The sequence below is a fragment of the Gemmiger sp. genome, assembly GCF_057431175.1.
On the sequence record NZ_DBMDDV010000029.1, the window covers coordinates 1 to 24401 of the forward strand.

A 24401-nucleotide genomic window follows, 5' to 3' on the forward strand; every position below is an offset into this window, starting at 1 on the left:
GCAGCTGCTAAGCCAAAAGCGCAGATAATACTTTGTGTATTATCGAGCATTTTGGCAACGCAGATGCCGTGCCGCAGCCGCCGGAGCGGTGCTTAAGCCGTCAGGCGGGAATTATGCGGTGTTGCCTTAGAACAACCCCGTGATCTTTCCATGTACATCCACGTCAATGTCCATAGCGGCGGGGTGTTTGGGCAGGCCGGGCATCGTCATGATGCTGCCGCAGACCACGACCACAAACCCAGCTCCGGCAGAGAGTCGTACCTCGCGCACATTCAGCGTGAAGCCCTCGGGGGCGCCGGTCAGCTTGGCATTGTCGCTGAAAGAATACTGCGTCTTGGCAATGCAAACTGGCAAATCACCATAGCCCAGCGCGGTCAGCTCGTCCAGCGTTTTCTTTGCGGCGGGGGTGTAGCTCACACCGCCCGCGCGGTAAATCTTTTTGGCAACCGCCGCAATCTTATCGGTCAACGGTGCATTCAGCTCATAGGTGTAGTTGACCTTGGCCTTGTCATCCAGGATGGAAAGCACCGTCTCGGCCAGGGCCTTGCCACCCTCACTGCCCTTGGCAAAGACCTCACTCAGGGCGCAGGGCACACCGGCCTTGGCGCAGATGTCGTAAATGACGTCCATTTCCTCCGCCGTGTCGGTGGGGAAGGCGTTGATGGCAACGCAGACCGGCAGGCCGAAGTTCTGCAAATTTTCAATGTGACGTGCCAGGTTGGCAGAACCCGCCCGCACAGCCTCGGCGTTGGGCTTGCTCAAATCAGGCTTCGCCACGCCGCCGTGGGATTTCAGCGCACGCACGGTTGCCACCAGCACAACGGCGGCGGGGTGCAGCCCGGCAGCGCGGCACTTGATATCCAGAAACTTCTCCGCGCCCAGATCTGCGCCAAAGCCCGCCTCGGTCACAACGTAGTCAGCCAGCTTCAGGCTCAGCTTGGTGGCAATGGCACTGTTGCAGCCGTGGGCAATGTTGGCGAACGGCCCGCCGTGGATGATGGCGGGGTTGTGCTCCAGCGTCTGGACAAGGTTCGGATCAATGGCGTCTTTCAGAAGGGCGGTCATCGCGCCCGCTGCGCCGATTTGCCCGGCCGTGACAGGCTGGCCGTCGTAGGTGTAGGCACAGACAATGCGGGACAGGCGTGCCTTCAAATCTTCCAGGTCGGTGGCCAGGCAGAACACTGCCATGACTTCGCTGGCAACGGTGATATCAAAGCCGTCCTCACGGGGCGTTCCGTTGACTTTGCCGCCCAGGCCATCCACGATATACCGCAGCTGGCGGTCGTTCATATCCATGCAGCGCTTCCAGGTGATGCGGCGGGGGTCGATGTTCAGCGGGTTGCCCTGCTGGATGGAGTTGTCGATCATGGCCGCCAGCAGATTGTTGGCGGTGCCGATGGCGTGGATATCGCCGGTAAAGTGCAGGTTGATATCCTCCATGGGCACGACCTGGGCATAGCCGCCGCCGGCCGCGCCGCCCTTGATGCCGAACACAGGGCCGAGGGACGGCTCACGCAGGCAGAGCATCGTCTTTTTGCCCAGGGCGTTCATGGCGTCTGCCAGGCCGACGCTGGTGGTGGTCTTGCCCTCACCGGCGGGGGTGGGGCTGATGGCGGTCATCAAAATAAGCTTGCCCTCGGGCTTGTCGCGCTTGGCCAGTTTATGATTGATCTTGGCCTTGTAGTGGCCGTAGGGGATGACGTCCTCACTCTGCAGGCCCAGTTGGGCTGCAATTTCGGTGATGGGCTTCATTTCGGCGGCCTGTGCAATTTCGATGTCGCTCAGCATAACGATTCCTCCGTTTTTGTAAAAATAAAAGGGCCGCACACACCATACACCAGTGTATGCAGCCCAGACGGTCGGCTTAACGCAGGTTTTGCGCCGCATCCCCTGGGGTCATCCCCACAAAATCCGTCGGTCAGCGGCCCTGCTATGGGTTAAATGTACCACAGACAAAAACAGTTGTCAAGAGTCTACGGCAAAAAAGCATCCCCTTTGGAGGAACCAAAGAATCAAAACGTCCCTTTTCCGCAACCCCATTTTTTGAAATATCGCCCCATGCTCACCAGCTGCATCTTGAACTTGCCCGCGTCGCGCATCGGGGCGCGGTGCCAGGCATGGATGGCGGAAAACTGCGGTGTCAGCCAGACAGTGCCCTTTTGCAGCACTTTCTGGGTCAGGTCGGCGTCCTCGACATACATGAAATACGCGGGGTCAAACCCGCCGATTTCTTTGAATACATTGGTGCGCACGGCCATAAAGCTGCCGGTGCAGAACGCAATGCGGCGGGGCACGGTCAAATCCTCGTCCTGCATCGTGTAGTGGTCGTCCGCTTTTTTGAAGATGCCGTCAAATTTCGGAGCCAGCTGCCGTGCCAGCAGCAGCCAGGGTGTGGGCTTACGGCGGGGCAGGTGCTGCAAACGGCCATCCGGGTAGTGCAGCTGCGGCGTTGCCATGGCGGCCCCTTCCTGTGCCAGCAGCCAGGCGGCCATTGGCTCTAAAATATTCTCGGTCAGCACAATGTCAGGGTTCAGGATAAAATGCACCTCGCTGGTCAGGCGGTCCAGCACAGCGTTGTGCCCTCGGCCAAAACCGACATTTTCCGACAGCGTCAGCACGGTTACGCGGGCGTCGCCAAAATCAGTTTCCGCCAGCTGCTTTCCGCAGCCGTCGGGGCTGGCGTTATCCACCACGTACAGGGTGAGATCCGGGGTGGGGGTGTAGTGTAAAATGCTGCGCACCGCCGCGCAGACCTCGTCATAATCACAGTACGCCACAATGCAGGCGCTGATTTTGGGCATAAGGTGCTCCTTACCGTTAAACCTTGTAAGGGCGGATGCAAGCATCGACCCCTACGGAGTAGACTATTACTTTTCCAATGCTTCCAGGTGGTTCAAATCATACGGCGTATCCTGGTAGACATAGTAGTTCAGCCAGTTCGTGTACAGAAGATATCCGTGCGCGCGCCAGCGGAACAGCGGGTCGCGGCTGGGGTCGTCGTCGGGGTAGTAGTTGCAGGGAATGTTGATGGGTTTGCCTGCCGCAACATCCCGCTTGTACTCCTTGTCCAGCGTGTATTTGTCGTATTCGGGGTGGCCGATGACAAAAATCTGACGCCCGGACTCGGTGGAAAGCAGCATCGGCCCGGCTACGTCACTTTCTGCCAAAATGCGTAAATCGCCGCAGGCATCGATGGCGGCGCGGTCCAGCCCGGCCCAGCGGCTGTGCGGGGCGTAAAAAACCTCGTCAAAACCGCGCACCAGCGGATTGGAGGGCCGGGTGACGCGGTGCTCGAACACGCCGAACATTTTTTTGTCCAGATGGACCTTGGGAATGCCGAAGTGGTAATACAAACCTGCCAGTGCACCCCAGCACAGATGAATGGTAGAGTAAACGTTTTCTTTAGTGTAATCCATGATGCGGCAGAGCTCTTCCCAGTAGTCCACATCCTCGTAATCCAAATCTTCAATGGGCGCGCCGGTGATGATCATACCGTCGAAACGCTCATTTTTGATTTCATCGAACGTCTTGTAAAACGCCTTCATATGCTCGGGTGCCGTATGGGTCGTGCTGTGGGTAGCCGTCTGCAAAAACGTGACCTGCACCTGCAAGGGGCTGTTGGCCAAAAGCCGCGCCAGCTGCGTTTCGGTGACGATTTTTGTCGGCATCAGGTTTAAAATCAGGATGCGCAGCGGCCGAATGTGCTGGCTCATGGCGCGTTCCTGATGCATAATAAAGACGTTCTCTTTCTGCAATTCATCATAGGCAGGAAGATTTTTAGGAATGATAAGCGGCATAGGGGAGAACTCCTTGCTATAGAATAATTCTATTATAAAGGCTTCCGCCGCAAAAAGCAAGAAAAAACGCCCTCGGCATCTGCCGGGGGCGCGGGGGCGATCAAAAACGCTTATTCGTACTTGACGTTATCGATGAGGTTCTGCATCACGTCGCTCTGCAGGACGTTCATCTTGATGTAATTCTCGCCATATGCGGAAACATACTGGCTCGGGTCGGTCGTGCCGTAGTAGCGGCCAAAGTCGGCGTTCATCGTGTCGGTGTCGCACTTGAAGCCCATCTTCTCGGCCACAGCCTGCATCAGCAGTGCCTGTTGGGTGATGGATTTGATGCTGTCGGTGGCATCGTCCAGGTAAGCGTCCACACTGTCATAGGTAGCACCCATCATACCGGAGGACAGCAGCGTGGTCATGTCGGTGCCGTAGTTCTGGGCGTAGGTGTAAATGCGGTACAGCAGCACATCGCGGTAGTAGTCCAGTGCGGTCTGGGGCAGCTCGTCGGCGTAGCTGACTTTGTCGTGCAGGGCGGTGTAAACATCGCTGGCCTGGTTGTCGTAGAGCATCGTGCTCTTGACGAAGGCTTTCAGCTCGTCCACATTGTTCAGGCTCATGGTGGCGGCCAGGTTCTCGGCAACCCACTCGTCGCTCAACTCGGGTGTGACGGTGTTCTCGATGTAGTTCAGGGTCGTCTCAAAGACGGCCTCCTTGCCGTTCAGGTCCTCGTTGCCGTAATCCTCGGGGAAGGTGACGGTGACGTCGAAGGTCTCGCCGGGATTGTGGCCGACGATCTGCTCCTCAAAGTTGTCGACGTAGGTGCCGCTGCCCAAGGTCAGGTCAGCGCCGTTGCCCTTGGTGTCGCCCCCGTCAAAGGCAACGCCGTCGATGCGGCCTACATAGTCAATGTTGACGGTGTCACCGTCCGCTGCCGCGCGGTCCGTAACCTGCTCGGTGGTGGAGAATTTGGACAGCACGTTGGAGGTGATGTAGTTGTCGATATCCTCTTCGCTGACTTGCCCCAGGTCGGCATCGATCGTGATATCGGCGTAGTCGTCAGGCAGGGTGACGTAATCGGTGGCGGTCACACCCTTGAGATAGCCGTTCTCGTCGAAAGCGTCGGAAAAGCTGAAATCTGCCAGGTAGGCGTACTCGGCATCTGCGGCAGTCTCGTCGGTGGCGGCGTCCGCAGCCTCAGAGGAGGCTGCCTCGGTGGACTCGGCGGTCTCCGCAGTAGATTCGGCAGTCTCGGCGGTATTGCCGCAGGCAGCCAGGGCAGTGATCATGCCGACAGCCAGACCAAGGGCTGCCAGGCGATGGAAATTCTTCAGTTTCATGGGATTCTCCTGTTTCTTTGTAAAATTGCATACTTTACTATTATACACGCTTTTTAGAAAAAGTAAAATGGGAATTGTGTGAAAATTACAGTAGCGCAGGTCCCACTGGGCAAATGCGGCGGGAATGTGGTATAATAGAAACACTATTTTTACAAAAGGAGACAACCCCATGGAAAAATCTAAGATAGACCGCATCAACGCTCTTGCCAGAAAGGCAAAATCCATCGGCCTGACCGAGCGCGAGACCGCCGAGCGCGATGCCCTGCGCAAAGAGTACCTGACCGATATGCGTGCCTCGTTCAGGCAGCAGCTGGATAACACCTATGTTCAGACCGCCGACGGTGCAAAGATACCTTACGCGGAGTATGCGAAACTGAGCAAAAAGGCTTCCCCCGCGGGGGAAGTTGGCCGCGAAGCGGACTAATGAGAGGCAGCCCTGCCTTGCCTGCGCATAACGTGTTCCTACGCCAAACGCGCCCCTCATCCGGCTCTTCGAGCTGCCTTCCCCCAAGGGGGAAGACAGAACATACGGAATCCGCACAAATTCTTGTACAAAACATCTATAGAATTCCCTTGACAGCTATGCTATAATGATTGATGGCAGCGGATCCCGGAGATTCCGGAAAAGGCTGAAATGCCTATTTACTTACAAAAGAGGTAGAAACGTATGCTTACTTCCATTACCGGCATTAACTGGGGCGACGAGGGCAAGGGCCGCATGGTCGACCTGCTCAGCCAGGACTATGACATTGTTGCGCGCTATCAGGGCGGCGACAATGCAGGTCACACCGTCAAGAACGAGCGCGGCAAATTCGTCCTGAACCTGATCCCCTCCGGCATCCTGCGCCCGGACGTCGTCTGCGTCATGGGCGGCGGCATGGTCATTGACCCCGAGCACCTGGAAAAGGAAATTGCTTCGCTGACCGAAAAGGGTGTGGAAATCACCCCCAAGAACCTGAAAATTTCTGACCGTGCCACCATCACCATGCCCTTCCATGTGGCACAGGACGGCCTGGAGGAGGAGCGCCTGTCCAAGACCGGTGCCCAGTTTGGCTCCACCAAGCGCGGCATTGCCTACTCCTACGGCGACAAGTACATGAAAAAGACCCTGCGTATGGGTGACCTCGTACATATGGACGCCAGCGTCAAGAAGCGTCTGGAGACGATCGTTGAGTCCAAGAACCTGACGATGGTGAACATCTACGGCCAGAAGCCTGTCAGCGTGGAGGAAATGTGGGCCTGGTGCGAGAAGTACGGGAAGCTGTTTGCCCCCTACATCTGCGACGTGGGCGACTATCTCGACCGGGCTGACCGCGAGGGCAAGAAGATCATGTTCGAGGCCCAGCTGGGCGCACTGCGCGACATCGACTTCGGCATTTATCCCTATACCTCTTCTTCCAACACCGTGTCCGCCTATGCGCCCATCGGTGCGGGCATCCCGGGCCATAAGCTGAACCTCTCCATCGGCATCATGAAGGCCTATTCTTCCTGCGTCGGTGAGGGCCCCTTTACCACCGAGCTGGCTATGACCGAGGCTGAGAATGATGCGCTGCGTGAGCACGGCCACGAGTATGGTGCAGCCACCGGCCGTCCCCGCCGTGTCGGCCCGTTCGACGCTGTGGCAAGCCGCTACGGTGTGCAGTGCCAGGGCTGCGACGAACTGGCACTGACCCTGCTGGACGTCCTCGACTACATGGAGGAAGTGCCCATCGTCACCGCCTACAAGCTGACCGATGGCACCACCACGACCCGCTTCCCGATGGGCAAGACGCTGGACGATGCCCAGCCTGTTGTGGAGAAAGTCCCCGGCTGGCACTGCGATATCACCGGCGTGCGCAAGTTTGAGGATCTGCCCCAGGCCACCCAGAACTACGTCAAGCGCCTGGAAGAGCTGGTCGGCTGCAAGATCAAGTACATCTCCGTCGGCCCCGAGCGCGACGCCTGCATCGTGCGGGAGTGATTTCCGGCAAAGGCGGCCGCTGATGCGGGCGGATAAGGAATCCGCCCCTGCAATGTAGGAGTCGATGCCCGCGTCGACCCACCAGACTGCGGTTCAAAATAGAAACAAACCCAAAAGGCAGACCCTTACCCGGTCTGCCTTTTTCTGAAAAAAGGGGGTATTCCCACTGATAGACCTGCTGATAAAAATCTTCATCAAAAACCACGAAAACACCGCTGACCGCGCCGTCCGCACGGCTTACGGCAACTTGGCCTGCTTGGTCAGCGTGGTGTGCAACCTGCTGTTAGCGGGCGGAAAAATCGCCGTCGGCGTGCTGACCGGCAGTGTTGCCATCACTGCAGACGGCATGAACAACCTCTCCGACGCCAGTTCCAATATCGTAAGCCTTGTGGGGTTCAAGCTCGGCGCACGCCCGGCAGACTCGGAACATCCCTATGGCCACGCCCGGTATGAATACCTGGCCGGGCTGGCTGTGTCGGTCATGATTCTCGTCATTGGCGTGGAACTGCTGAAAGAGAGCTTCGCCAAAGTCCTGCACCCCACGGCGGTGGCCTTCAACTGGGTCATGGTCGCGGTGCTGGCGGCATCCATCCTCGTTAAGCTCTGGATGAGTGCCCTCAACAAGCACATAGGCACAGCCATTGAGTCGGAGACGCTGCTTGCCACTGCCGCTGACGCCCGCAATGACGTCATCACCACGGCAGCGGTGCTGGCAGCCACGATTTTGACGAAGCTCACCGGCTTTGACCGCATCGACGGCCTGATGGGCCTGGGCGTAGCGGCGTTCATCCTGTACAGCGGTGCCATGCTTGTGAAAGACACCATTGACCCGCTGTTGGGCGCAGCCCCCGACCCGGAATTGGTGGAGCACATCGAGAAAAAGGCATTGAGCTACCCCGGCGTGCTGGGCGTGCATGATTTGATGATCCACGATTACGGCCCCGGCAGCCGCCTTGTCAGCTTCCACCTGGAAATGGACGCCAAGGACGACGTCATGCACAGCCACGATGTCATTGAACGTATCGAGCGTGACCTGCTCGTCGAGGATGGGGTGATCGCCACGGTACACTTTGATCCCATCGTCACCGGCGATGCCCACGTGGACGAGCTGAAAACCTTCTTACAGAACGAGGTCAAGGAGCTGGAACCGCTGGCAAACATCCACGATTTGCGCATCGTGCCTGGCCCGACGCATACCAACGTGATTTTTGACTGTGCCGTGCCGGCTGAGTACATGGCCGACAAGCAGCACCGCGGCGTCAAGCTCGTCAACGCCTTGCGCAATTCCGTACAGGCCAAATGGCCCGACCATTTTTGCGTCATAAAGTTGGAACCTGATTACGCTCCGGTGCATCATGAGGGAAAAACGTAACAACGTAGGGGCAGGGTATGCCCTGCCCTCGGCGTAAAAATAATAGCGATGTAAAGGCAAAGCAGAGGGCCGGACATAGCCGACCTCTATCGAGCGGCCTTGCGGAAAGTAAAACCATATAAAGGAGACATACAGCATGGATTACAACAAAGCAGCCCTGGAACTTCACAGCAAATTCCCCGGTAAAATCGCCGTGCAGAGCCTTTGCGAATGCAAGGACCGTGACGCACTCTCTACTGCCTACACCCCCGGCGTGGCCGAACCTTGCCGTAAGATCAAAGCAAATCCCGACGACGTCTACACCTACACGATGAAGGGACGCACCATTGCAGTCGTCACCAACGGTACGGCAGTGCTGGGCCTGGGCAACATCGGCCCCGAGGCCGGCCTGCCCGTCATGGAGGGAAAATGCGTCCTCTTCAAGGAGTTCGGCGGCGTCGATGCATTTCCCATCTGCCTGAATGCCAAAACAAAAGAGGAAGTTATCGCTGCCGTCAAGGCGATCGCCCCGACGTTCGGCGGCATCAACCTTGAGGATATCCGCAGCCCCGAGTGCTTTGAAATTGAGGCCGAACTCGAGCGCGAGCTCGATATCCCCGTGTTCCACGACGACCAGCACGGCACGGCCATCATCGTGCTGGCGGGCGTGCTGAACGCTTTGAAGGTTGTCGGCAAGCGCATCGAGGATGTCAAGATCGTCCAGAACGGCCCCGGTGCAGCGGGCACGGCCATCATTCATATGCTGCAGGTTGCGGGGGCCAAACACATTATCGCTGTCGATGAGCACGGCATTCTGGTCCCGGGCCGCCCTGCAGGCCTCGAGGGCCACAAGGGCAAACTGGCCGAGGAGACGAACCCGGAGAAACTCTCCGGCGGTCTGGCTGAGGCTATCAAGGACGCCGATATCTTCATTGGCACGTCGATTGCAGGCGCACTGACGCCCGCGCTGGCCGCCACGATGGCGAAAGACGCCATTGTGTTCGCCATGGCCAACCCCACGCCAGAGATTATGCCTGACCTCGCCAAGCAGGCGGGCGTCCGCGTTATCGGCACCGGCCGTTCGGATTTCCCGAATCAGGTCAACAATGTGCTGGCGTTCCCCGGCATCTTCAAGGGTGCGCTGTCCGTCCGTGCGCGGGATATCAACCCCGCCATGAAGATGGCTGCCGCCAAGGCCATCGCGGGCCTCATCCCCGACGATGAGCTGAACGAGGAAAATATTCTGCCCAAGGCGTTTGACCCCCGCGTGGCTGACGCTGTGGCCGCAGCCGTTGCCCAGGCTGCACGGGAAAGCGGCGTGGCGCGCGTATGAGCATCCGTGAAATTTCCGCCGCCGCCATCACCGACGCGGTCGAAGCTCTCTGCATTGAGGCCAACACCCAGCTGCCCGCCGACGTAAAGGCCGCACTGGATAAAGCCGAAGCCAACGAGCCGTGGCCGCTGGCAAAGGAAACGCTGGGCTTATTGCAGCAAAATTTGTGCGTTGCAGCGGACAAAGACTTGCCCATCTGCCAGGACACCGGCATGGCCTGCGTCTTTATTGAGTTGGGCCAGGACGCCCACATCAACGGCGATTTGACCGATGCCGTCAACGAGGGCGTGCGCCGCGGCTATGAAAAAGCATACCTGCGCAAATCCATCACCGCTGACCCCTTGCAGCGCGTCAACACCAGGGACAACACCCCTGCCTTCCTGACCGTGCATCTGGTGCCGGGCAGCGGCTGCAAAATCACCGTCGCCCCCAAGGGCGCGGGCAGCGAAAACATGAGCCGCCTTGCCATGCTCAAGCCCGCCGATAGGGTAGAGGGCGTCAAAAAGTTTGTTTTGGACACCGTCGAGCAGGCCGGGGCCAACCCCTGCCCACCTGTCGTGCTGGGCATCGGCATCGGCGGCAGCTTTGACCACTGTGCTGCGCTGGCAAAAAAGGCATTGCTGCGCCCGCTCGATACCCCCAACGCCGACCCCTACTACGCGGCGCTGGAAAAAGAGCTGCTGGACGCCATCAACGCTACCGGCTTCGGGCCGCAGGGTTTCGGCGGGGCCACTACCTGCCTGGGTGTCGCCATTGAGCAGAAGCCCACCCATGTGGCCTGTCTGCCGGTGGCAGTCAACATCAGCTGCCATGTGACCCGCCGCGCCAGCCGGGAGGTGTGAGCGATGGCGAAACCGAACATTGATATTTCGCTGGATGGCGTGGGCGAGAGCGCCCGTTCGGCCAAAACCAAACGCGCCAGCATTGATATCCCCTTGGACGGCGAGGAACCCTGCCGCCCGGTGACAGATATCACGATGAAGGAACTGGAATTTGTCAACCGTCACCATGAGGAATACAAAGAATTGCGCCGCCGTGCGCGGGAACAGGGAGGCCGCTGATGCAATACATTTTACATACGCCGCTGACCAAAGCGGATCTTGCGCCGCTCAAGGCAGGGGACACTGTGCTGCTTTCGGGCGTGGTCTACACCGCCCGCGACGCCGCCCACGCCCGTATGATGGAACTGCTGGATAAGGGCGAGCCGCTGCCGTTCCCCATTGAGGGCGCGGCGGTCTACTACGTCGGCCCCACGCCGGAGCGCCCGGGATGTGCCATCGGGGCCGCAGGACCCACGACCTCCGGCCGCATGGATGCCTATACGCCGCGGCTGTTGGATCTGGGCCTTGCCTGCATGATCGGCAAGGGTAAGCGCAGCGAGGCCGTCAAGCAGTCGGTCGTCAAGAACAGCGCGGTCTACCTGGCCGCCATTGGCGGTGCCGGGGCGCTCATGGCCGGCAGCGTGCAGAGCTGCGAGGTCATCGCCTGGCCGGATCTGGGCTGTGAGGCTGTGCGCAAGCTGGTCGTCAAGGACTTCCCGCTGACCGTTCTGCTGGACACCCACGGCGGCGATCTGTACCAGAGCGGCCCCGCCGCCTACCTTGCCAGTCGGGAGCACCAGGCATGACCCGCTGCAGACGGCTCGTCATACGGCTGGTCCTCTGTGCGCTGGCGCTGGCCGTGAGCATCGGCATCGCGGCGGCGCTCATCATCACGAAAAACCAACAGAAGGCCGCCGAAGCAGCTGCGGCCAGCGAGGCCGCCGCCCGCGCAGCCGAAGAAGAAGCAGCCCGCGCTGCCAGTGAGGCTGCGGCCCAGGCCACCCAAGAGGCCGAAAACGAACGCCTTGCCGCCGAAGCTGCCGCCGCCAAGCGTGCGGAACAGATAGCCGCTGCCCTGGATGCCCGCGACCGCATCCAGTACGGCGATAAGCTGGGCCGCATCTGGATCGAGGAAACCGACGTCGACTGCGACCTCTATTGGGGCGACAGCGAGACCCAGTTCAGCCGCGGTGCAGGCTGCCGATCCGAGAGTGACTGCGTGCTGCCCGGCGAGAACGGCACGGTCTTTATCGGCGGGCATACAGGCTCGTACTTCTCGGACCTCGGCTCCACAGAGCTGGGGGCCATCATCCACCTGGAGACCGACTGGGGCGACTTTACCTACAAAGTCACCGAGATGAAGGTCATTCAGGAGACGGATGTGGACAAGGTGCGCCTTGGTGCGACCGAACCCAGCGCTGTGCTGTACACCTGCTACCCCTTCGGCATCCTGACCCACACGCCCCAGCGCTATGCTGTCTACGCCGACCCGGTGAACGCCGATGAATACGGTGTGATACCGGCGGAGACCACAACAGCAGAATAAAACACAAAAGCGAGAGCTTTTCCGCAGCAGGAAAGACTTTCGCTTTTTATGTACGGTCGTCGAGACGTTTAAGAAAATCGTGGAGCAAATGTTCAACGGCGGTGCCACGGCAAAGGGGGCACTCTGACATTACGACAGCACGGCGAGTATATACACATATACGGGAACACCAGCTTGATACAGCAGGCGCGGCACTGGAAAAATTTATAAGTGATAAAACGATATAATTTAAGCCCGGTTGTGGGTTGCAACCGGGCTGTTTTTTACGACGCTTTTACGACGCGAAAAACAACGTATTTGAACATGTTAAAACGTTGAAGAACATAAAAAAGAGCGTATCTACGTTTGTGATTCGCAGATACGCTCTCTTTGAAACGATGCGGCTAACAGGACTTGAACGATTTAACGTCGAATTTTATGCTAAATCCGCATATAAAAACACAGAATCCGTGCATATTTTCCGCAAATTCTAACCGGAAAAGAAGCGCGGATTTTTTCTTTAAAATTTACAAGTGCGGTCAAAAGTGCGGTCAAATACTGCACCCCGCACAGCTGCACCAAATGCAAGTTTTTATTTAGTATGGCAACACTTGCCCGGCGGGTCAAGTGCAGCGAAAAGCCCTGCCAAGCCCATTTTGCAAAAAAGTTGCGTCAAAATCGAAACCTGTCACATTTTGCCCGCGCGAAACGTGTAAAATTATAGGTGGATGGGCTGGAAAACGCCCGCAACCCTGTTAAAAAGTACGGAGGTATGAGAAATGACTAATTTTATTTTACTGCGCCAAATGATGCTTGCGCACGATCTCCAGCAAAAAGACGCCGCTGAGGCGGCAGGCCTTAGCCGGAGCGCATTTTCCGCTAGAATCCACCGTCGAGCGGATTTCACGACCGGGGAGATGCTGCGCATCGGCAAGGTCCTGGGCCTCCAGCCGGAGGACTATTACAATGTGTTTATGGCCGAGGCCGACACCCAGACGGGGGCGCGAGCATGAGTACAGGCCCACAAGTTGCTAACAACTACGACAATATCCCGCCCGAAATGCAGGCCCGCAAACAATGGGTGCTGTGGGGTGTTGACGCTGACAATCAAAAGGCCCCGTGCCAAATCGTCAACCCTGCACGCGGCGCGAAAGCGAATAACCCCCTGACGTGGGGCACGTTTGAGGCCGCGCGGTGCTCTGTGGAACTGCTGGGCGAGGCGCAGGGCATCGGATACGAGATCACCCCGGCGGACGGACTTGTGGCAATCGACTTTGACCACTGCATTGACCCAGACGGCCAACTGATGGAGCCGTTCGCAACGTGGAAAGAAGCCCTTCCCGGATATTGGGAATTATCGCAGAGCGGCCACGGCCTGCACGGTTTTGTACGTGGCACGCTGCCCGCCGGGTGTGGCAATAAGCGCCAGATAGACCCACAGGATAAGGCCGACGAACGGGAAGTTGAACTGTACATCAAAGAGCGGTATATTGCCCTGACCGGGGCACTGTGGGGCGCACAGACGCCGCTTGCAGAGGCTCCCGACGCACAGGCGGGCGTTGACGTGATTCTTGGACAGATGCACATGCGCCCCGAGGACGTCCAGGCGGAGGCCGCGCTGCCCGATGTACCAGACCGCCCAGCGGCAGAAATCACCGCGATTATAGCAGCGGCACTCGCAAAAAGCCCTGACTTCTACACATTGTGGAATGGGGCAGAACACCCGGGCAAGCATGGCGACGAAAGCAAGGATGACATGGCTTTTGTTTGCTCTGCATGGAAGGCCACAGAATATCAGCTTTCCGCCGGGGACTTGATGCACGGACTGGACGCTTCACCGTGGGCGCAGACCAAAACCAACGACGCTGAAAAAGACCATTGGGATAAATGGTTTGCTTGTGGAGCGCGTAAGGATGGCGCGTACCGTAGAAATACCGCTTTAGCGGCATACCAGCGGGCAAAGCAGGAAGAGGCGGAACAGCTTGACGGGTTTGCTGCGCTGGCCGCGAATCTCCCGGCGGGCGGGGTCTTCACCGCTGCCGAACTGGACAAAATGGACTTGCCGCCGGTGCAGTGGGCCGTGCCCGGCCTGCTGCCCGCAGGCCTGTCGTTTCTAGTTGCTGCGCCCAAGATGGGCAAGTCGTGGCTTGCTTTGGATTTGTGCCTGTCTGTGGCCTCTGGCGGTGAGTGGCTGGGCCGCAAGGTGAACCAGGGGCCCACACTTTACCTCGATTTGGAGGACAGCGCCAACCGCGCACAGGCGCGTATGCGCACGTTGCTGGACGGCTTTACCGCCGCGCCTGAAACTTGCACTTTCCGACTACTGGCCCCGATACTGGGCCCAGAGCTTTTTAAAATTCTGGATGAGTGGGTAGCCGCCAACTCCGGCGCAAAAGTCGTTTGCATTGATACTTTCCAGAAAATTAAACCTTCTGCCGCGAAAAATGAGACGTCTTATAGCGCAGACTATCGCATTTGCGCCCCGTTGCAAAGCTGGGCACAACAGCACAACATTTGCGTGCTGTTGGTTCACCACACCAACAAGAACAAAGGCTCCACAGATATTTTCGAGAGCGTCAACGGTTCACAGGGCCTCACAGGTACGGCGGACGCTGTGCTGCTGCTGACAAAAAGCGAGGGCCGATTTGCAGAGGATGCTACGCTGTCCGTAACTGGCCGTGACGTGGACATGGAACGATACCTCGCACGGTTTGACAAAGATACCTGCCATTGGGAACTGCTGGGCACGGTAGACGAACAGGCCCGCCAGAGCTTTGAAAACTCCCCGGCGGTGCTGACTGTTAAGGAGTTGACCGTCGGGGGCAAGTGGCAGGGTACAGTGCAGGAACTGGCCGACGAGATACTGGAACGATACCCGGACACCGAATTACCAGAGAGCGCGCAGGGGCTGCGCAGTTACTTTGCTAAGGTCTGGCCTGCGCTAAAATGTGCGGGCATCAAGCACACAACCCACAGGGGGGCAAAGCAGCGAACCCACACATTAAGCCGTGCCAGATAGCTATATAAGGCGTATCGTCATATCGTCATATCGTCACGGCAATCTACAAAAAGCGCCCTCAAAGGCCCCTGCTTGTGACGATGCAATGACGATGCAATGACGATACCACAACCCCCACAAAGATTATACCTATAGTATTTGTGACGATATGACGATTGTGACGATACCCATAGGGTATACCCATTTGTGGGCTTTTTTGTGGATGACGATGCAATGACGATTATAGAGCACTTTTAGGAGGTTACGCATATATGCCAAATCAAATTTACCGTTTATTTCTACCTGTGGCCACGTGGCGCACACGCCGCGGCGAGGTCGAATTGCAGCGGGAACTCTGCTGCCTGCCACGTAGCGAGAACGACCTGCGCCGCCTCATCAACACCGGCCAGGCCGCCCCGGCGGAACGTGGGAGTTACTGCGTGCAGTTTGGCGGAGGCGGTCACTACTTCGACGACCGCCGGGCCGCTCTGGCCTACCTCTGCACCCGATGGGGCGGGGAGTTCATCCTGCGTCACCTGGATGACGCTGTGGAGCGAGCCGCCCACCGCCGCGTTATTGCAATCTTTGAGGCCAGGCTCGAGGCCGAAAAGTGGCAGAATCGGGCAAACCCCGGCGGAGGTGATACTCAGTGTTGACCCCAAACCAGCGCAAAGCGCTTGCCGCCCTGCTTGTCTGCAAGAGCCGCGCCGAGGCCTCCCGGCAATGTGGGCTGGGCCTGCGCACGATACAAGACTACGAGAAACAGCCGGAGTTCGCCGACGCCCTAGAGCGCGGCAGGCGGAAGATGCTGGCCGATGCTGCCCACAGGATGGCCGCCGGGTACTCTGACACCGTGGACACCCTGCAAGAGATCGTAGAGAACCCCGACACGCCGGACGCCTCCCGCGTCGCTGCTGCTCGTGCCCTGTTGGATTATGGGCTAAAATTTGCCGAAATAACGGATATTAACAAGCGCTTAGACAAATTGGAGGGCTTAATGTGAAAGACGCTCTTGCACGCCTGGAGGCCCTGGAGCGGGGCCAACCTGGCGATCTGCTGCTGATCGTCACAGAACGGCAGACGCCGGAGGGGCCGCGCTATGAGCTGCCAAGCGGCGATCTGCTGCCCCTGCCCGATGTTTACGCATACATGAGGCTGCACGGTCAAGGCGTCCTGCTGATTGACGATTTGCCAGAACTGCCGAAACCGAAACGAGGGAGGAAGCCGAAACATGAGCAGTAAATATTTGCTGGAATCCCTGCACCGCCAGACCGCCACAGGCCAGACCGTGGGTGTGGAGGACAGCTTTTTACACAACACCGTCCGTCTCGTATACCGCGCCCGGCCTGATGGCGTTATTACATCCTGGCAGGTAGAGGGGCCAGACCTGCCCGCCCCTGCCGTATTCAAGACCGAGGCGCAGGCCCGCGCGTTCATCCGTGGCCGCTGGGGCATCTATCCCCACACAAAGAAATGGGGTGAGCCATGAGCCGCCCAGGCCCGCCGGGGCAGGTCAAGAGGCCTGCACCCATACGAACCAAACCACAGGCCCGCAAGGGCCAGAAGCGGCCCCACAGCGGGGCCAGACAATCCACAAGAGCCTAACAGGAGGATTTACCATGGATTATGTACAGGAAGCCCGCAAAATCATCACCGATTACTACACCGCCACAAAACCATCTGAACAGCTGACGCAGGAGGCCGCCGACGAACTGCGCCAGGGCCACATCACGGAAGCCTACGCCAATGAGCTGACCGCCCACGCCGCGAACGAGAAGCGCACCCTGCGTGATAATGCGTGGTCACAGCTGGAGGCCCTGCTGCGCAAGTTTGCCCTTGCCGCCGGGCTTGCAGATGCACCAAACGGCGACGCCCTCCAAGGCGGCGACTACAGGCTGTTGGCGGACAACTTTCCCATGAGCGCGGAAGAGTTTGCCGCCCTGTGTGAGCGCAACAAGAACAACCCCACGCTGCTGCGCAAGGCTATGGAGTACGGCAACAAAAACGGCGGCCTGGCCCCCTACGCCAAAAAATATTACCGCTCTGCCCATGACCGGGTGCAGCTGTTCAAAACGTTGGTGCAGCGTTGCGGCGCGGTGCTGGATGCAGAGCCGACCAGCCCCACCCGCGGGGACGCCTATTGGAACATGATTGCCCGCGACGTCGAGCCGTGGGCGACGCTGTGAGCGCCAGGAATGGCCAACGCATGGAACTGGACAAACTACTTGCACAGGTGGAGGACGCCCGCAAGGCCCCTCTGCGCGTGTGCTGCCGAACCCCGGCGGGTGAGCTGATCGTCACCAGCGTGGAGGACTGCGCCCGCCAGGGCTACCGCTACTTCCACATTGTAGCGGATGACCTGGACACCCTGCTGGACAGAGAACTGAACCACAGACCATAAGCCCGGCAAAGCTGCACCGCAATGGCGGCGACTAGCTGCGCATTGGATGACGTGCACCGCATACCCAACGACCGCAAAGAAACGCCCCACAGCACCGCAAACGGGTCACTGTGGGGCGTTCTCTGTATTACTTCAGCATTTCCTCTGCCTCTGGCGGCAGAGTACCCGCGCCCTCTGTGGGCTGCTCTCGGTCCATGCGCTGGGCCACCGCGCCCACAATGTAGGCGTTGAGGCTTTCCCCGGCGGCATCTGCTGCCGCCTGGACTGCTGCCTTGTTCTGTGGTGCATCCTTGCGCAGAATCAGATTTACACGGTCATAGGTTTTTGCAATATACTTGTTGTGACTGGCCGCACTCGTTTTTCCTCCCATGTTGTCACCTCCCTGCATGGCATACTTACACAAGATTATAATACTGCATTTTGCCTGTATACGCAACTATGCAATATGTACAATGTGTATGTGCATACAGGCATAAATATTTGTGTGTTCTGTGCATTGCGTGTATGCGCATACAGGCATATAATTATATTCACAGGAACCAAAAACCACAACACACAGGAGGCACAGAACGATGTACACCTATGACATCACTTATGAAATGCAGAACGGAGAGCGCCGCACCTGCATCGTCACGCACTACAATCTAGTCAAGGCCGCACAGCAGGCAGCGCGACTACTTCCCGAGTATGACCCGAACTATAAAATGCTCGTGGAAGTCAAAGAACATATTTACAACTAAGCCGAAACGCCCGCAAGGGCATCCGCCGGGGATAGCCTCCCGGCGCTGATGATGGCAGGCCACAGGGTGCTGCAACACCCAGAGCGCGGCAACGCTCAAACCCCACAGGCATTTTATAGAATGGCCCGACCCAGCACAAAAGCCGAAACCCTCCCCGCCTGTGGAGGGTACACCGGGGGCGTCCTCCCCGGTGCTGATGATGGCAGGACATAGAACGGAGGCACACACAGATGCTAAACAAATTTGAACCGTGGACGACGCAGGCAGAGGCGCTGCGCACCCGCAACGTCGTCCCGGTAAGCCCTAAGACTTATGACTTTCTCGACCAACTGATGGACGTCTATCAGGCGCGACCCATAAACCCCGCTTCCCGTGTGGCGCTGCTAGACCTGCTTACCGTCGTTTTTCTGGCGGGTGAAATCAGCGGGAAGCGCAAAGACCGCGCCCGCCGCAAAGGAGGCGAACGCCAATGAACATCACAGACTTGACCGAGCGCGAGAAAGCTATTCTTGCAGAATTTCGCAGTATGACCGAGGAACAGCAAGACACCTGCCTGCGTGACTTGCAAGAACTACTAAAGAAGAAGGAGGCAGAACCACAATGACCATGAGAACCAACAGCGCCAAGTGGACGGGCACACGCTGGCGCATCGACGTTCAGAAGGACGGAACCCGCAAGAGCTTTTACAGTTCCAAGCCTGGCCGCACAGGCCAGAGGGAGGCCAACGCCAAGGCCGACAAGTGGCTGACAACTGGCGTATCAGACACCGCCCTGCGCGTCTCCCAGGCCTACGCTATGTGGTATGAGACACAACAGGAGACAACCAGCGAGGGCAACTGCCGCAATATCGCCACACGCTGGCGACACTGGATTGAGCCGAACATTGGCAATAAGAAGCTATCCACCCTGACCGAACAGGACTTGCAGAACATCGTTAATAAGGCCTACGCGGCAGGCCTGTCTAAAAAGACACTATCCTGCATCTGTTCAGACCTGCGTGCGCTGTGCAAGTTCTGCCGCGCTGCCAAACTCTCCACCTTCAACCCCGAGGGCCTGCGCGTGCCCGCCGGGGCACGTCTCAAAGGCAAGAAGGTTTTGCAGCCCTCTGACCTCATAACCCTGTTCAATGTGGACACCACACTGTACAAAGGCCAGACCGTCCCAGATGATTATATAAACGCCTACCGTTTCCAGGTGCTTACAGGCCTGCGTCCCGGTGAGCTTGTGGGCCTGCAATGGGGAGATATCCAAGGGAACACCGTCCATGTACAGCGGGCAGTCAACGTGCGAGGGGAAGTCACCAAGGGAAAGAACCAGAACGCCGTCCGATCGTTCGTACTGTCTCGTATGGCCCGGCGGGTGCTGGACGATCAGCGCCAGATCACCGGACGCCAAGAAAGCGTGTTTTGCATCCTGACAGAGTATAACTATTACTGGCGCTGGAAAGTCTACTGCAAGGCCAACGGCTTGACCGTTGTGACGCCCTACGAGCTGCGCCACACGTTTGTCTCTGTGGTCAAAACGTTACCCGCCGGGGAGGTCAAAGGCCTTGTGGGCCACAGCCTGGATATGGATACCTTTGGAGTGTATGGGCACGCTCTGACTGGCGAGGCAGAGGCCACAGCGGAGGCAGTAGAGGGGACATTTCTAAAGATTCTGAATAACGCCTAAAGAAGTGCGGTCAAAAATGCGGTCAAGGAAACAAAAAAGACGCTGAAACTAACGTTTCAACGCCAATTTTGCAAGTGCGGCTAACAGGACTTGAACCTGCACGTCGTGGACACTGGACCCTAAAACCAGCGCGTCTGCCAATTCCGCCATAGCCGCATAATAAAAATAGTTTACCAAGTTTCGGTGAATTTGTCAATGCAAAATGTTGATTGACACCGCGCCCCAAGACGATTGTTCTATAAGAAAAGGGCATCACCTATGCAATACACAAAACTGGGATACACCGATATTGAAATTTCCAAGGTCTGCGTGGGTTGCATGAGCTTTGGCGGGGCGGGCAAAGTGCGGGCGCTGGATGTGGCATGAGCGCGGAGGATATAGCCGCCCTGGCGGAATGCTGCCTGCCGCATCCCATTGTGGGCACCACCAACGCTAACCTGCCGCAGGGAGTTGTGCTGCTGGACGAAAAAAAGTAAAATAGAAATGGGATTGCACACGAAAAATTGTACCTACTGTGTGCGCTTTTTACATTCTGTCTATGGACGCGCAACCCGGTTATACGGTATACTATACCCAAACCGCCCGCTCACCTGTGACTACGGAGGTACACCTTGAAACAAAACCTGTTTGCCAAATTCTTGCCCTTCAATTTTTTGATGCTGCTCGTCGCGGGCATCATCAACGCTATTGGTGTTACGCTGTTCATTGCACCGGTGCAGCTGTATGACAGCGGCATTTCCGGCACATCGATCCTGCTGTCCCAGCTGACGCCGGATTATCTCTCGCTGTCCTTCTTTCTGGTGCTGCTCAACGTGCCGCTGCTGCTGTTCGGATTCAAGCGGCAGGGAGCGGTGTTCTCTGTCTACGCCATTTTTGCGGTCTGCGTCTACTCGGCGGCGGCTTGGCTTATCACCGACGTGTTACCCATCGATGTGAGCATTGCGTCGCCACTGGCGGGAACAGACCTGTTCCTCTGCGCGTTGTTCGGCGGCATTATTTCGGGCGTCGGCAGCGGCCTGGCGATACGCTACGGCGGCGCGATGGACGGCATTGAGGTCGTGGCGGTCATTTTTGCCAAGCCGCTGGGGCTTTCGGTGGGCACGTTTGTCTTGATTTATAACGTGCTGCTGTACATTATATGCGGCGTGGTCATGGGCAGCTGGATACTGCCACTCTACTCTATCGTGACCTACGCGGCGGGGTCCAAGACGGTGGACTTCATCGTGGACGGCTTGGACAGTGCTAAGGCGGCCATGATCATTACGACCAACCCGGATGAAATCGCCCGCACCGTGTCGGAAGAGTTCGGCACCGGCCTGACGATTCTCGACGCCCACGGGTTTTACTCAGACACCCCTAAAACAGTACTCTATGTCGTGGTCAACCGCTTCCAGACTGTCAAGCTGAAAACGTTCGTTAAGGCCATTGACCCCAACGCCTACATGGCCATCAGCCCGGTGGCTGACCTGCTGCACGGCAGTAAGGAAGAATCTGTCTGACCCCAAGCCCCTGCGCCCACTGCGGTGCAGGGGCTTTTTGCCGACATAATCCGCCCATGCCCTGCACATCCTAATGCAAAAGCGAGGGAATGTGCTATGTGCAAACACAAATTTTTGCGGCGGGCATTGGCAGTGTTGGCCGCCTGCCTGCTGCTGGGGGCAGCCTGTCTGGCTGGCCTTGCCAAGGCACTGCCGGATACGTTTTACATCGACGGTGCACTGACCGATTTAAAAATCGCCGCCATGCCGTTTCTGTCCGTCGCGCAGCCCCGGCAGGGGAGCATGGCGGCAGACAACGCCGTGGCCGATAAAAGCGGCAACGTGACGCTGACATTGCTGGGGGTTGTGCCCATCAAGACGGTGCGCGCGGTAAGCACCCCACGCCGCACGGTGCAGGTCTGTGGTACGCCGTTTGGGGTCAAAATGTTCTCCGACGGGGCACTGATTGTGGCGTTCTCCGATCGCTACACGGCATTGGGCAGTGAGAACCCGGCCAAGGCTGCAGGCCTGCGGCTGGGAGATTGGATCGTCTCGGCAGGAGGGCGGCCTGTGCGCAGCAACGATGACCTGACGGCGGCTATCCAGGCGGCGGACGGTGCACCGCTGACCGTAGTATATCGCCGTGATGGTGTACAGCACACGGCGGCTCTGACACCGGCACAGGACGAAAAGGGACGCTATAAAGCGGGCGTCTGGGTGCGGGACTCTGGGGCGGGCATCGGCACAATGAGCTTTGTAGACGCCCAGCACGGCACCTTTGCAGGACTGGGCCATTCCATCAGCGATACCGACACCGGCACTGAGCTGACGCTGCTTTCGGGTGAAATTGTCCCGGTGACGATCACCGGCTGTATCCGGGGTGCGGCGGGCAGCCCGGGGGAACTGCGGGGCGAGTTCTCCGCTAAGGCGGTGGGCCAGGTGTTGGCAAACGATGCTGCCGGGGTGTACGGCAGCTATACCGGCGGTACGATCGGCCAGGCTGTGCCGGTGGCGAATGTGCAGGAAGTCACACCCGGCGAGGCGGAATTGTGGACGACTGTGCAGGGAACGACTGCGCAGCCCTATAAAGTACGGATCGAGAGGGTGACGATGACCGGCAGCGACCCGAACCGCAACCTGCTTATTAAAGTGACGGATGAGCGGTTACTGGAAAAAACCGGAGGCATTGTGCAGGGCATGAGCGGCTCGCCTATTGTGCAGAATGGGCAGCTGGCAGCCGTGCTGACCCATGTGCTGGTCAATGACCCAGCGAAGGGCTACGCCATCTTTGCGGCAACGATGCTGGAAAAAGCGGATGCTGTCATAAAGTGATGAGCAGTGCCCTATCTACCCGAACAGAGCGGGAAAAGAGTTGCCTGGGAAAATGACGTAAAATGGAATAGCGTGACGCTGCGTGTAATATTGCGGCGAATTGCGGCGAAATATAGGAAAACTTGTCGAACGAAAGTTGGCCGAAATTATGAAAAAATGCTCCATACCCTATTGCAGATAGTGGAAAAACATGGTAAAATTTCCAATGTAAGCAGAGCTTGAGCAAAGTTTACGCGCAAAGGAACGCGCAGCTCAGAAAGTATGGAGGATATGTGACGATGGAAAAGATCAAATTTGTGATGACCGACACTGACACGCAGGTGTCCGATGCTTGCAGACGTGCGCTGGAAGGAAAGGGTGTTTCCGTGACCGTCTGTGAGAAAAACGGCACCAAGGCGCTGGATGCACTGCTGGCAATCCACCCGCAGGCCGTGCTTCTGGATGCTTTTATGCCTGACCTGGATGCAATCACGGTCAAGCAGCGTTACGAGGCTCAGAACGCGGGCGGCAGCCGCACCACGTTCTTCGTCACCGGCGCGTTTCAGAGCGAGGAGATCGAGCAGGAACTGCTGGACAGCGGGTTCTCGTTCTTCTTCGTCAAGCCCTTTGATGAAAATGTACTGGTAAGCCGCGTCCTGAAAGCGGCCGGCAACACGATCCGCCCGCAGATCGTGTCCCAGGACAGCGACGAACTCACCGTGACGGAGATCCTGCACCAGATCGGCGTACCGGCGCACATCAAGGGCTACCAGTTCTTGCGCGATGCAATTTTGCTGACCATCAGCGACCATGGGTACATCAATGCCGTGACGAAGCGCCTCTACCCGGAGATTGCCAAGAGGAACATGACAACCGCCAGCCGCGTGGAGCGTGCAATCCGCCACGCCATCGAGGTGGCGTGGGACCGCGGAGATGTGGACACGCTGAACAGTTATTTCGGCTACACGATCCACAACCTGCGCGGTAAACCGACGAACAGCGAGTTTATCGCCATGATTTCAGATAAAATTCGCTTGGACAAAAAGCGCCACGCATAATGCCGCAGGGCAGGCAGCCCAACACCCTGACGATAAGACAAGCAAGCAACAAAAACTTATAAAAACAAAAAATGTAAAAAAGCTCAAGTCTGTTACAAAGCACCGGGGCATATCCAACTGTATGGTGGATATGCCCCGGCGTTTTGTGAGATTTTTAAATGGGTGATTTAATTGGTTTTGACGGGCGTAGATGCCATATGTGGTTTCGCCGGCTTGGACAGTATCGAGTAAAGAATAGTTTTGGAGAGAGCCTGAATCCATTTTGCCCTCATCCAAAACGAAATAATCCCTATAATTTTCCCGGATTCTCCTTGACAAACCCATCTCCATCGTGTATAATTATATCCGTTACTTGCCTCTGTAGCTCAGTCGGTAGAGCAGGGGACTGAAAATCCCCGTGTCATTGGTTCGATTCCGATCGGAGGCACCATTTTAAGCGGCCGTAGCTCATCTGGTAGAGCGCCACCTTGCCAAGGTGGAGGTAGCGAGTTCGAGCCTCGTCGGCCGCTCCACAGCGTAACCACCCTTCGGGGTGGTTTTTTTGTGCCCCAATGCGGCAAAAATAGTGCATACCCTGCCTTTTGCCCATTGACGCGGCCTCTCTATAAAGGTATACTGAAGCTGTTCCC

The 24401-nt window shown here is 57.7% G+C and carries 28 protein-coding genes, 3 tRNA genes, 2 other RNA genes and 1 riboswitch; of the genes, 27 read left to right on the forward strand and 6 right to left on the reverse strand.

The window, feature by feature from the left end; all coding sequences use genetic code 11:
• Nucleotides 1–126 precede the first annotated feature (126 nt).
• From ACZO0A_RS10180 to ACZO0A_RS10195, 4 genes are all read right to left on the reverse strand, one after another.
• On the reverse strand, nucleotides 127–1794 hold the full coding sequence (locus tag ACZO0A_RS10180; protein WP_302377395.1) for a formate--tetrahydrofolate ligase: 1668 nt from the start codon (nucleotides 1792–1794) through the stop codon (nucleotides 127–129).
• 48 nt (nucleotides 1795–1842) lie between these two features.
• Nucleotides 1843–1932: riboswitch (ZMP/ZTP riboswitch) on the reverse strand.
• Between the two features lie 80 nt (nucleotides 1933–2012).
• The gene (locus tag ACZO0A_RS10185; protein WP_302377364.1) at nucleotides 2013–2801 is read right to left on the reverse strand and encodes a glycosyltransferase family 2 protein; all 789 of its coding nucleotides are present in this window, start codon (nucleotides 2799–2801) and stop codon (nucleotides 2013–2015) included.
• Between the two features lie 66 nt (nucleotides 2802–2867).
• Nucleotides 2868–3797, reverse strand: a complete 930-nt coding sequence (gene metA, locus ACZO0A_RS10190) for a homoserine O-acetyltransferase MetA (RefSeq protein WP_302377365.1) — start codon at nucleotides 3795–3797, stop codon at nucleotides 2868–2870.
• A 110-nt stretch (nucleotides 3798–3907) separates the two neighbouring features.
• Nucleotides 3908–5125, reverse strand: a complete 1218-nt coding sequence (locus ACZO0A_RS10195; protein WP_302377366.1) for a trigger factor — start codon at nucleotides 5123–5125, stop codon at nucleotides 3908–3910.
• Nucleotides 5126–5294: 169 nt separating this feature from the next.
• Here ACZO0A_RS10195 and ACZO0A_RS10200 point away from each other — a divergent pair, with 169 nt between their 5' ends.
• The 16 genes from ACZO0A_RS10200 (at nucleotide 5295) to ACZO0A_RS10275 (ending at nucleotide 17514) form a co-directional block, all read left to right on the forward strand.
• Nucleotides 5295–5549 carry a DUF896 domain-containing protein gene (locus ACZO0A_RS10200; protein ID WP_215694211.1) on the forward strand — a complete coding sequence of 85 codons (255 nt, stop codon included), beginning with the start codon at nucleotides 5295–5297 and terminating at the stop codon, nucleotides 5547–5549.
• A 243-nt stretch (nucleotides 5550–5792) separates the two neighbouring features.
• Nucleotides 5793–7085 carry an adenylosuccinate synthase gene (locus ACZO0A_RS10205; RefSeq protein ID WP_302377369.1) on the forward strand — a complete coding sequence of 431 codons (1293 nt, stop codon included), beginning with the start codon at nucleotides 5793–5795 and terminating at the stop codon, nucleotides 7083–7085.
• Between the two features lie 247 nt (nucleotides 7086–7332).
• The gene (locus ACZO0A_RS10210) at nucleotides 7333–8457 is read left to right on the forward strand and encodes a cation diffusion facilitator family transporter (RefSeq protein WP_368043186.1); all 1125 of its coding nucleotides are present in this window, start codon (nucleotides 7333–7335) and stop codon (nucleotides 8455–8457) included.
• 136 nt (nucleotides 8458–8593) lie between these two features.
• Nucleotides 8594–9769, forward strand: coding sequence for an NAD(P)-dependent malic enzyme (locus ACZO0A_RS10215; protein WP_302377371.1), 1176 nt, complete (start codon nucleotides 8594–8596; stop codon nucleotides 9767–9769).
• A gap of 2 nt (nucleotides 9770–9771) precedes the next feature.
• The gene (locus tag ACZO0A_RS10220; RefSeq protein WP_302377399.1) at nucleotides 9772–10611 is read left to right on the forward strand and encodes a fumarate hydratase; all 840 of its coding nucleotides are present in this window, start codon (nucleotides 9772–9774) and stop codon (nucleotides 10609–10611) included.
• A gap of 3 nt (nucleotides 10612–10614) precedes the next feature.
• Nucleotides 10615–10830: a hypothetical protein gene (locus ACZO0A_RS10225; RefSeq protein WP_302377372.1), complete on the forward strand. Its 216-nt coding sequence runs from the start codon at nucleotides 10615–10617 to the stop codon at nucleotides 10828–10830.
• A complete protein-coding gene (locus tag ACZO0A_RS10230; RefSeq protein ID WP_294781011.1) occupies nucleotides 10830–11396 on the forward strand; it encodes a Fe-S-containing hydro-lyase in 567 nt (188 codons plus the stop codon). The genes ACZO0A_RS10225 and ACZO0A_RS10230 overlap by 1 nt, the downstream gene beginning before the upstream one ends.
• Complete coding sequence (locus tag ACZO0A_RS10235) at nucleotides 11393–12136, forward strand: class D sortase (RefSeq protein WP_302377373.1); 744 nt, start codon at nucleotides 11393–11395, stop codon at nucleotides 12134–12136. The genes ACZO0A_RS10230 and ACZO0A_RS10235 overlap by 4 nt, the downstream gene beginning before the upstream one ends.
• Nucleotides 12137–12894: 758 nt before the next feature.
• Nucleotides 12895–13128, forward strand: a complete 234-nt coding sequence (locus tag ACZO0A_RS10240) for a helix-turn-helix domain-containing protein (protein ID WP_302377375.1) — start codon at nucleotides 12895–12897, stop codon at nucleotides 13126–13128.
• Nucleotides 13125–15134, forward strand: a complete 2010-nt coding sequence (locus tag ACZO0A_RS10245) for an AAA family ATPase (RefSeq protein ID WP_302377377.1) — start codon at nucleotides 13125–13127, stop codon at nucleotides 15132–15134. Before ACZO0A_RS10240 ends, ACZO0A_RS10245 begins: the two co-directional genes overlap by 4 nt.
• Before the next feature lie 251 nt (nucleotides 15135–15385).
• Nucleotides 15386–15769 carry a hypothetical protein gene (locus ACZO0A_RS10250; RefSeq protein WP_302377378.1) on the forward strand — a complete coding sequence of 128 codons (384 nt, stop codon included), beginning with the start codon at nucleotides 15386–15388 and terminating at the stop codon, nucleotides 15767–15769.
• Nucleotides 15763–16116 (forward strand): hypothetical protein, encoded by a 354-nt coding sequence (locus ACZO0A_RS10255; protein ID WP_302377379.1) that lies wholly within the window; start codon nucleotides 15763–15765, stop codon nucleotides 16114–16116. Before ACZO0A_RS10250 ends, ACZO0A_RS10255 begins: the two co-directional genes overlap by 7 nt.
• The gene (locus ACZO0A_RS10260; protein WP_294718020.1) at nucleotides 16113–16355 is read left to right on the forward strand and encodes a hypothetical protein; all 243 of its coding nucleotides are present in this window, start codon (nucleotides 16113–16115) and stop codon (nucleotides 16353–16355) included. The genes ACZO0A_RS10255 and ACZO0A_RS10260 overlap by 4 nt, the downstream gene beginning before the upstream one ends.
• Nucleotides 16345–16602, forward strand: a complete 258-nt coding sequence (locus ACZO0A_RS10265; protein WP_302377381.1) for a hypothetical protein — start codon at nucleotides 16345–16347, stop codon at nucleotides 16600–16602. Before ACZO0A_RS10260 ends, ACZO0A_RS10265 begins: the two co-directional genes overlap by 11 nt.
• Nucleotides 16603–16732: 130 nt before the next feature.
• Complete coding sequence (locus ACZO0A_RS10270; protein ID WP_302377382.1) at nucleotides 16733–17299, forward strand: hypothetical protein; 567 nt, start codon at nucleotides 16733–16735, stop codon at nucleotides 17297–17299.
• Nucleotides 17300–17319: 20 nt separating this feature from the next.
• On the forward strand, nucleotides 17320–17514 hold the full coding sequence (locus tag ACZO0A_RS10275; protein WP_302377383.1) for a hypothetical protein: 195 nt from the start codon (nucleotides 17320–17322) through the stop codon (nucleotides 17512–17514).
• A gap of 127 nt (nucleotides 17515–17641) precedes the next feature.
• Here ACZO0A_RS10275 and ACZO0A_RS10280 read toward each other — a convergent pair whose 3' ends face one another.
• Nucleotides 17642–17884, reverse strand: a complete 243-nt coding sequence (locus tag ACZO0A_RS10280; RefSeq protein ID WP_302377385.1) for a hypothetical protein — start codon at nucleotides 17882–17884, stop codon at nucleotides 17642–17644.
• Nucleotides 17885–18086: 202 nt separating this feature from the next.
• Between ACZO0A_RS10280 and ACZO0A_RS10285 the strand changes: the two genes are divergently transcribed.
• From ACZO0A_RS10285 to ACZO0A_RS10310, 6 genes are all read left to right on the forward strand, one after another.
• On the forward strand, nucleotides 18087–18254 hold the full coding sequence (locus tag ACZO0A_RS10285; RefSeq protein ID WP_302377386.1) for a hypothetical protein: 168 nt from the start codon (nucleotides 18087–18089) through the stop codon (nucleotides 18252–18254).
• Nucleotides 18254–18318: hammerhead ribozyme type II (locus tag ACZO0A_RS10290), an RNA gene on the forward strand. Before ACZO0A_RS10285 ends, ACZO0A_RS10290 begins: the two co-directional genes overlap by 1 nt.
• A gap of 76 nt (nucleotides 18319–18394) precedes the next feature.
• An RNA gene (locus tag ACZO0A_RS10295) (hammerhead ribozyme type II) lies at nucleotides 18395–18466 on the forward strand.
• A gap of 18 nt (nucleotides 18467–18484) precedes the next feature.
• On the forward strand, nucleotides 18485–18727 hold the full coding sequence (locus ACZO0A_RS10300; RefSeq protein WP_302377388.1) for a hypothetical protein: 243 nt from the start codon (nucleotides 18485–18487) through the stop codon (nucleotides 18725–18727).
• The gene (locus ACZO0A_RS10305) at nucleotides 18724–18858 is read left to right on the forward strand and encodes a hypothetical protein (protein WP_302377390.1); all 135 of its coding nucleotides are present in this window, start codon (nucleotides 18724–18726) and stop codon (nucleotides 18856–18858) included. The genes ACZO0A_RS10300 and ACZO0A_RS10305 overlap by 4 nt, the downstream gene beginning before the upstream one ends.
• Nucleotides 18855–19925, forward strand: coding sequence for a tyrosine-type recombinase/integrase (locus ACZO0A_RS10310; protein WP_302377392.1), 1071 nt, complete (start codon nucleotides 18855–18857; stop codon nucleotides 19923–19925). The genes ACZO0A_RS10305 and ACZO0A_RS10310 overlap by 4 nt, the downstream gene beginning before the upstream one ends.
• A 75-nt stretch (nucleotides 19926–20000) precedes the next feature.
• On the opposite strand, the gene ACZO0A_RS10315 is transcribed toward ACZO0A_RS10310, so the two are convergent.
• Nucleotides 20001–20081 (reverse strand) — tRNA-Leu (locus ACZO0A_RS10315).
• Between the two features lie 455 nt (nucleotides 20082–20536).
• Between ACZO0A_RS10315 and ACZO0A_RS10320 the strand changes: the two genes are divergently transcribed.
• From ACZO0A_RS10320 to ACZO0A_RS10340, 5 genes are all read left to right on the forward strand, one after another.
• Complete coding sequence (locus ACZO0A_RS10320) at nucleotides 20537–21424, forward strand: YitT family protein (protein WP_368043188.1); 888 nt, start codon at nucleotides 20537–20539, stop codon at nucleotides 21422–21424.
• A 96-nt stretch (nucleotides 21425–21520) separates the two neighbouring features.
• Nucleotides 21521–22735 carry a SpoIVB peptidase gene (gene spoIVB, locus ACZO0A_RS10325; protein WP_302377393.1) on the forward strand — a complete coding sequence of 405 codons (1215 nt, stop codon included), beginning with the start codon at nucleotides 21521–21523 and terminating at the stop codon, nucleotides 22733–22735.
• A gap of 278 nt (nucleotides 22736–23013) precedes the next feature.
• The gene (gene spo0A / locus ACZO0A_RS10330) at nucleotides 23014–23772 is read left to right on the forward strand and encodes a sporulation transcription factor Spo0A (RefSeq protein ID WP_215694225.1); all 759 of its coding nucleotides are present in this window, start codon (nucleotides 23014–23016) and stop codon (nucleotides 23770–23772) included.
• 354 nt (nucleotides 23773–24126) lie between these two features.
• Nucleotides 24127–24202: transfer RNA gene (locus ACZO0A_RS10335), tRNA-Phe, on the forward strand.
• 6 nt (nucleotides 24203–24208) lie between these two features.
• A tRNA-Gly gene (locus ACZO0A_RS10340) sits at nucleotides 24209–24284 on the forward strand.
• The last annotated feature ends 117 nt before the right edge of the window (nucleotides 24285–24401 follow it).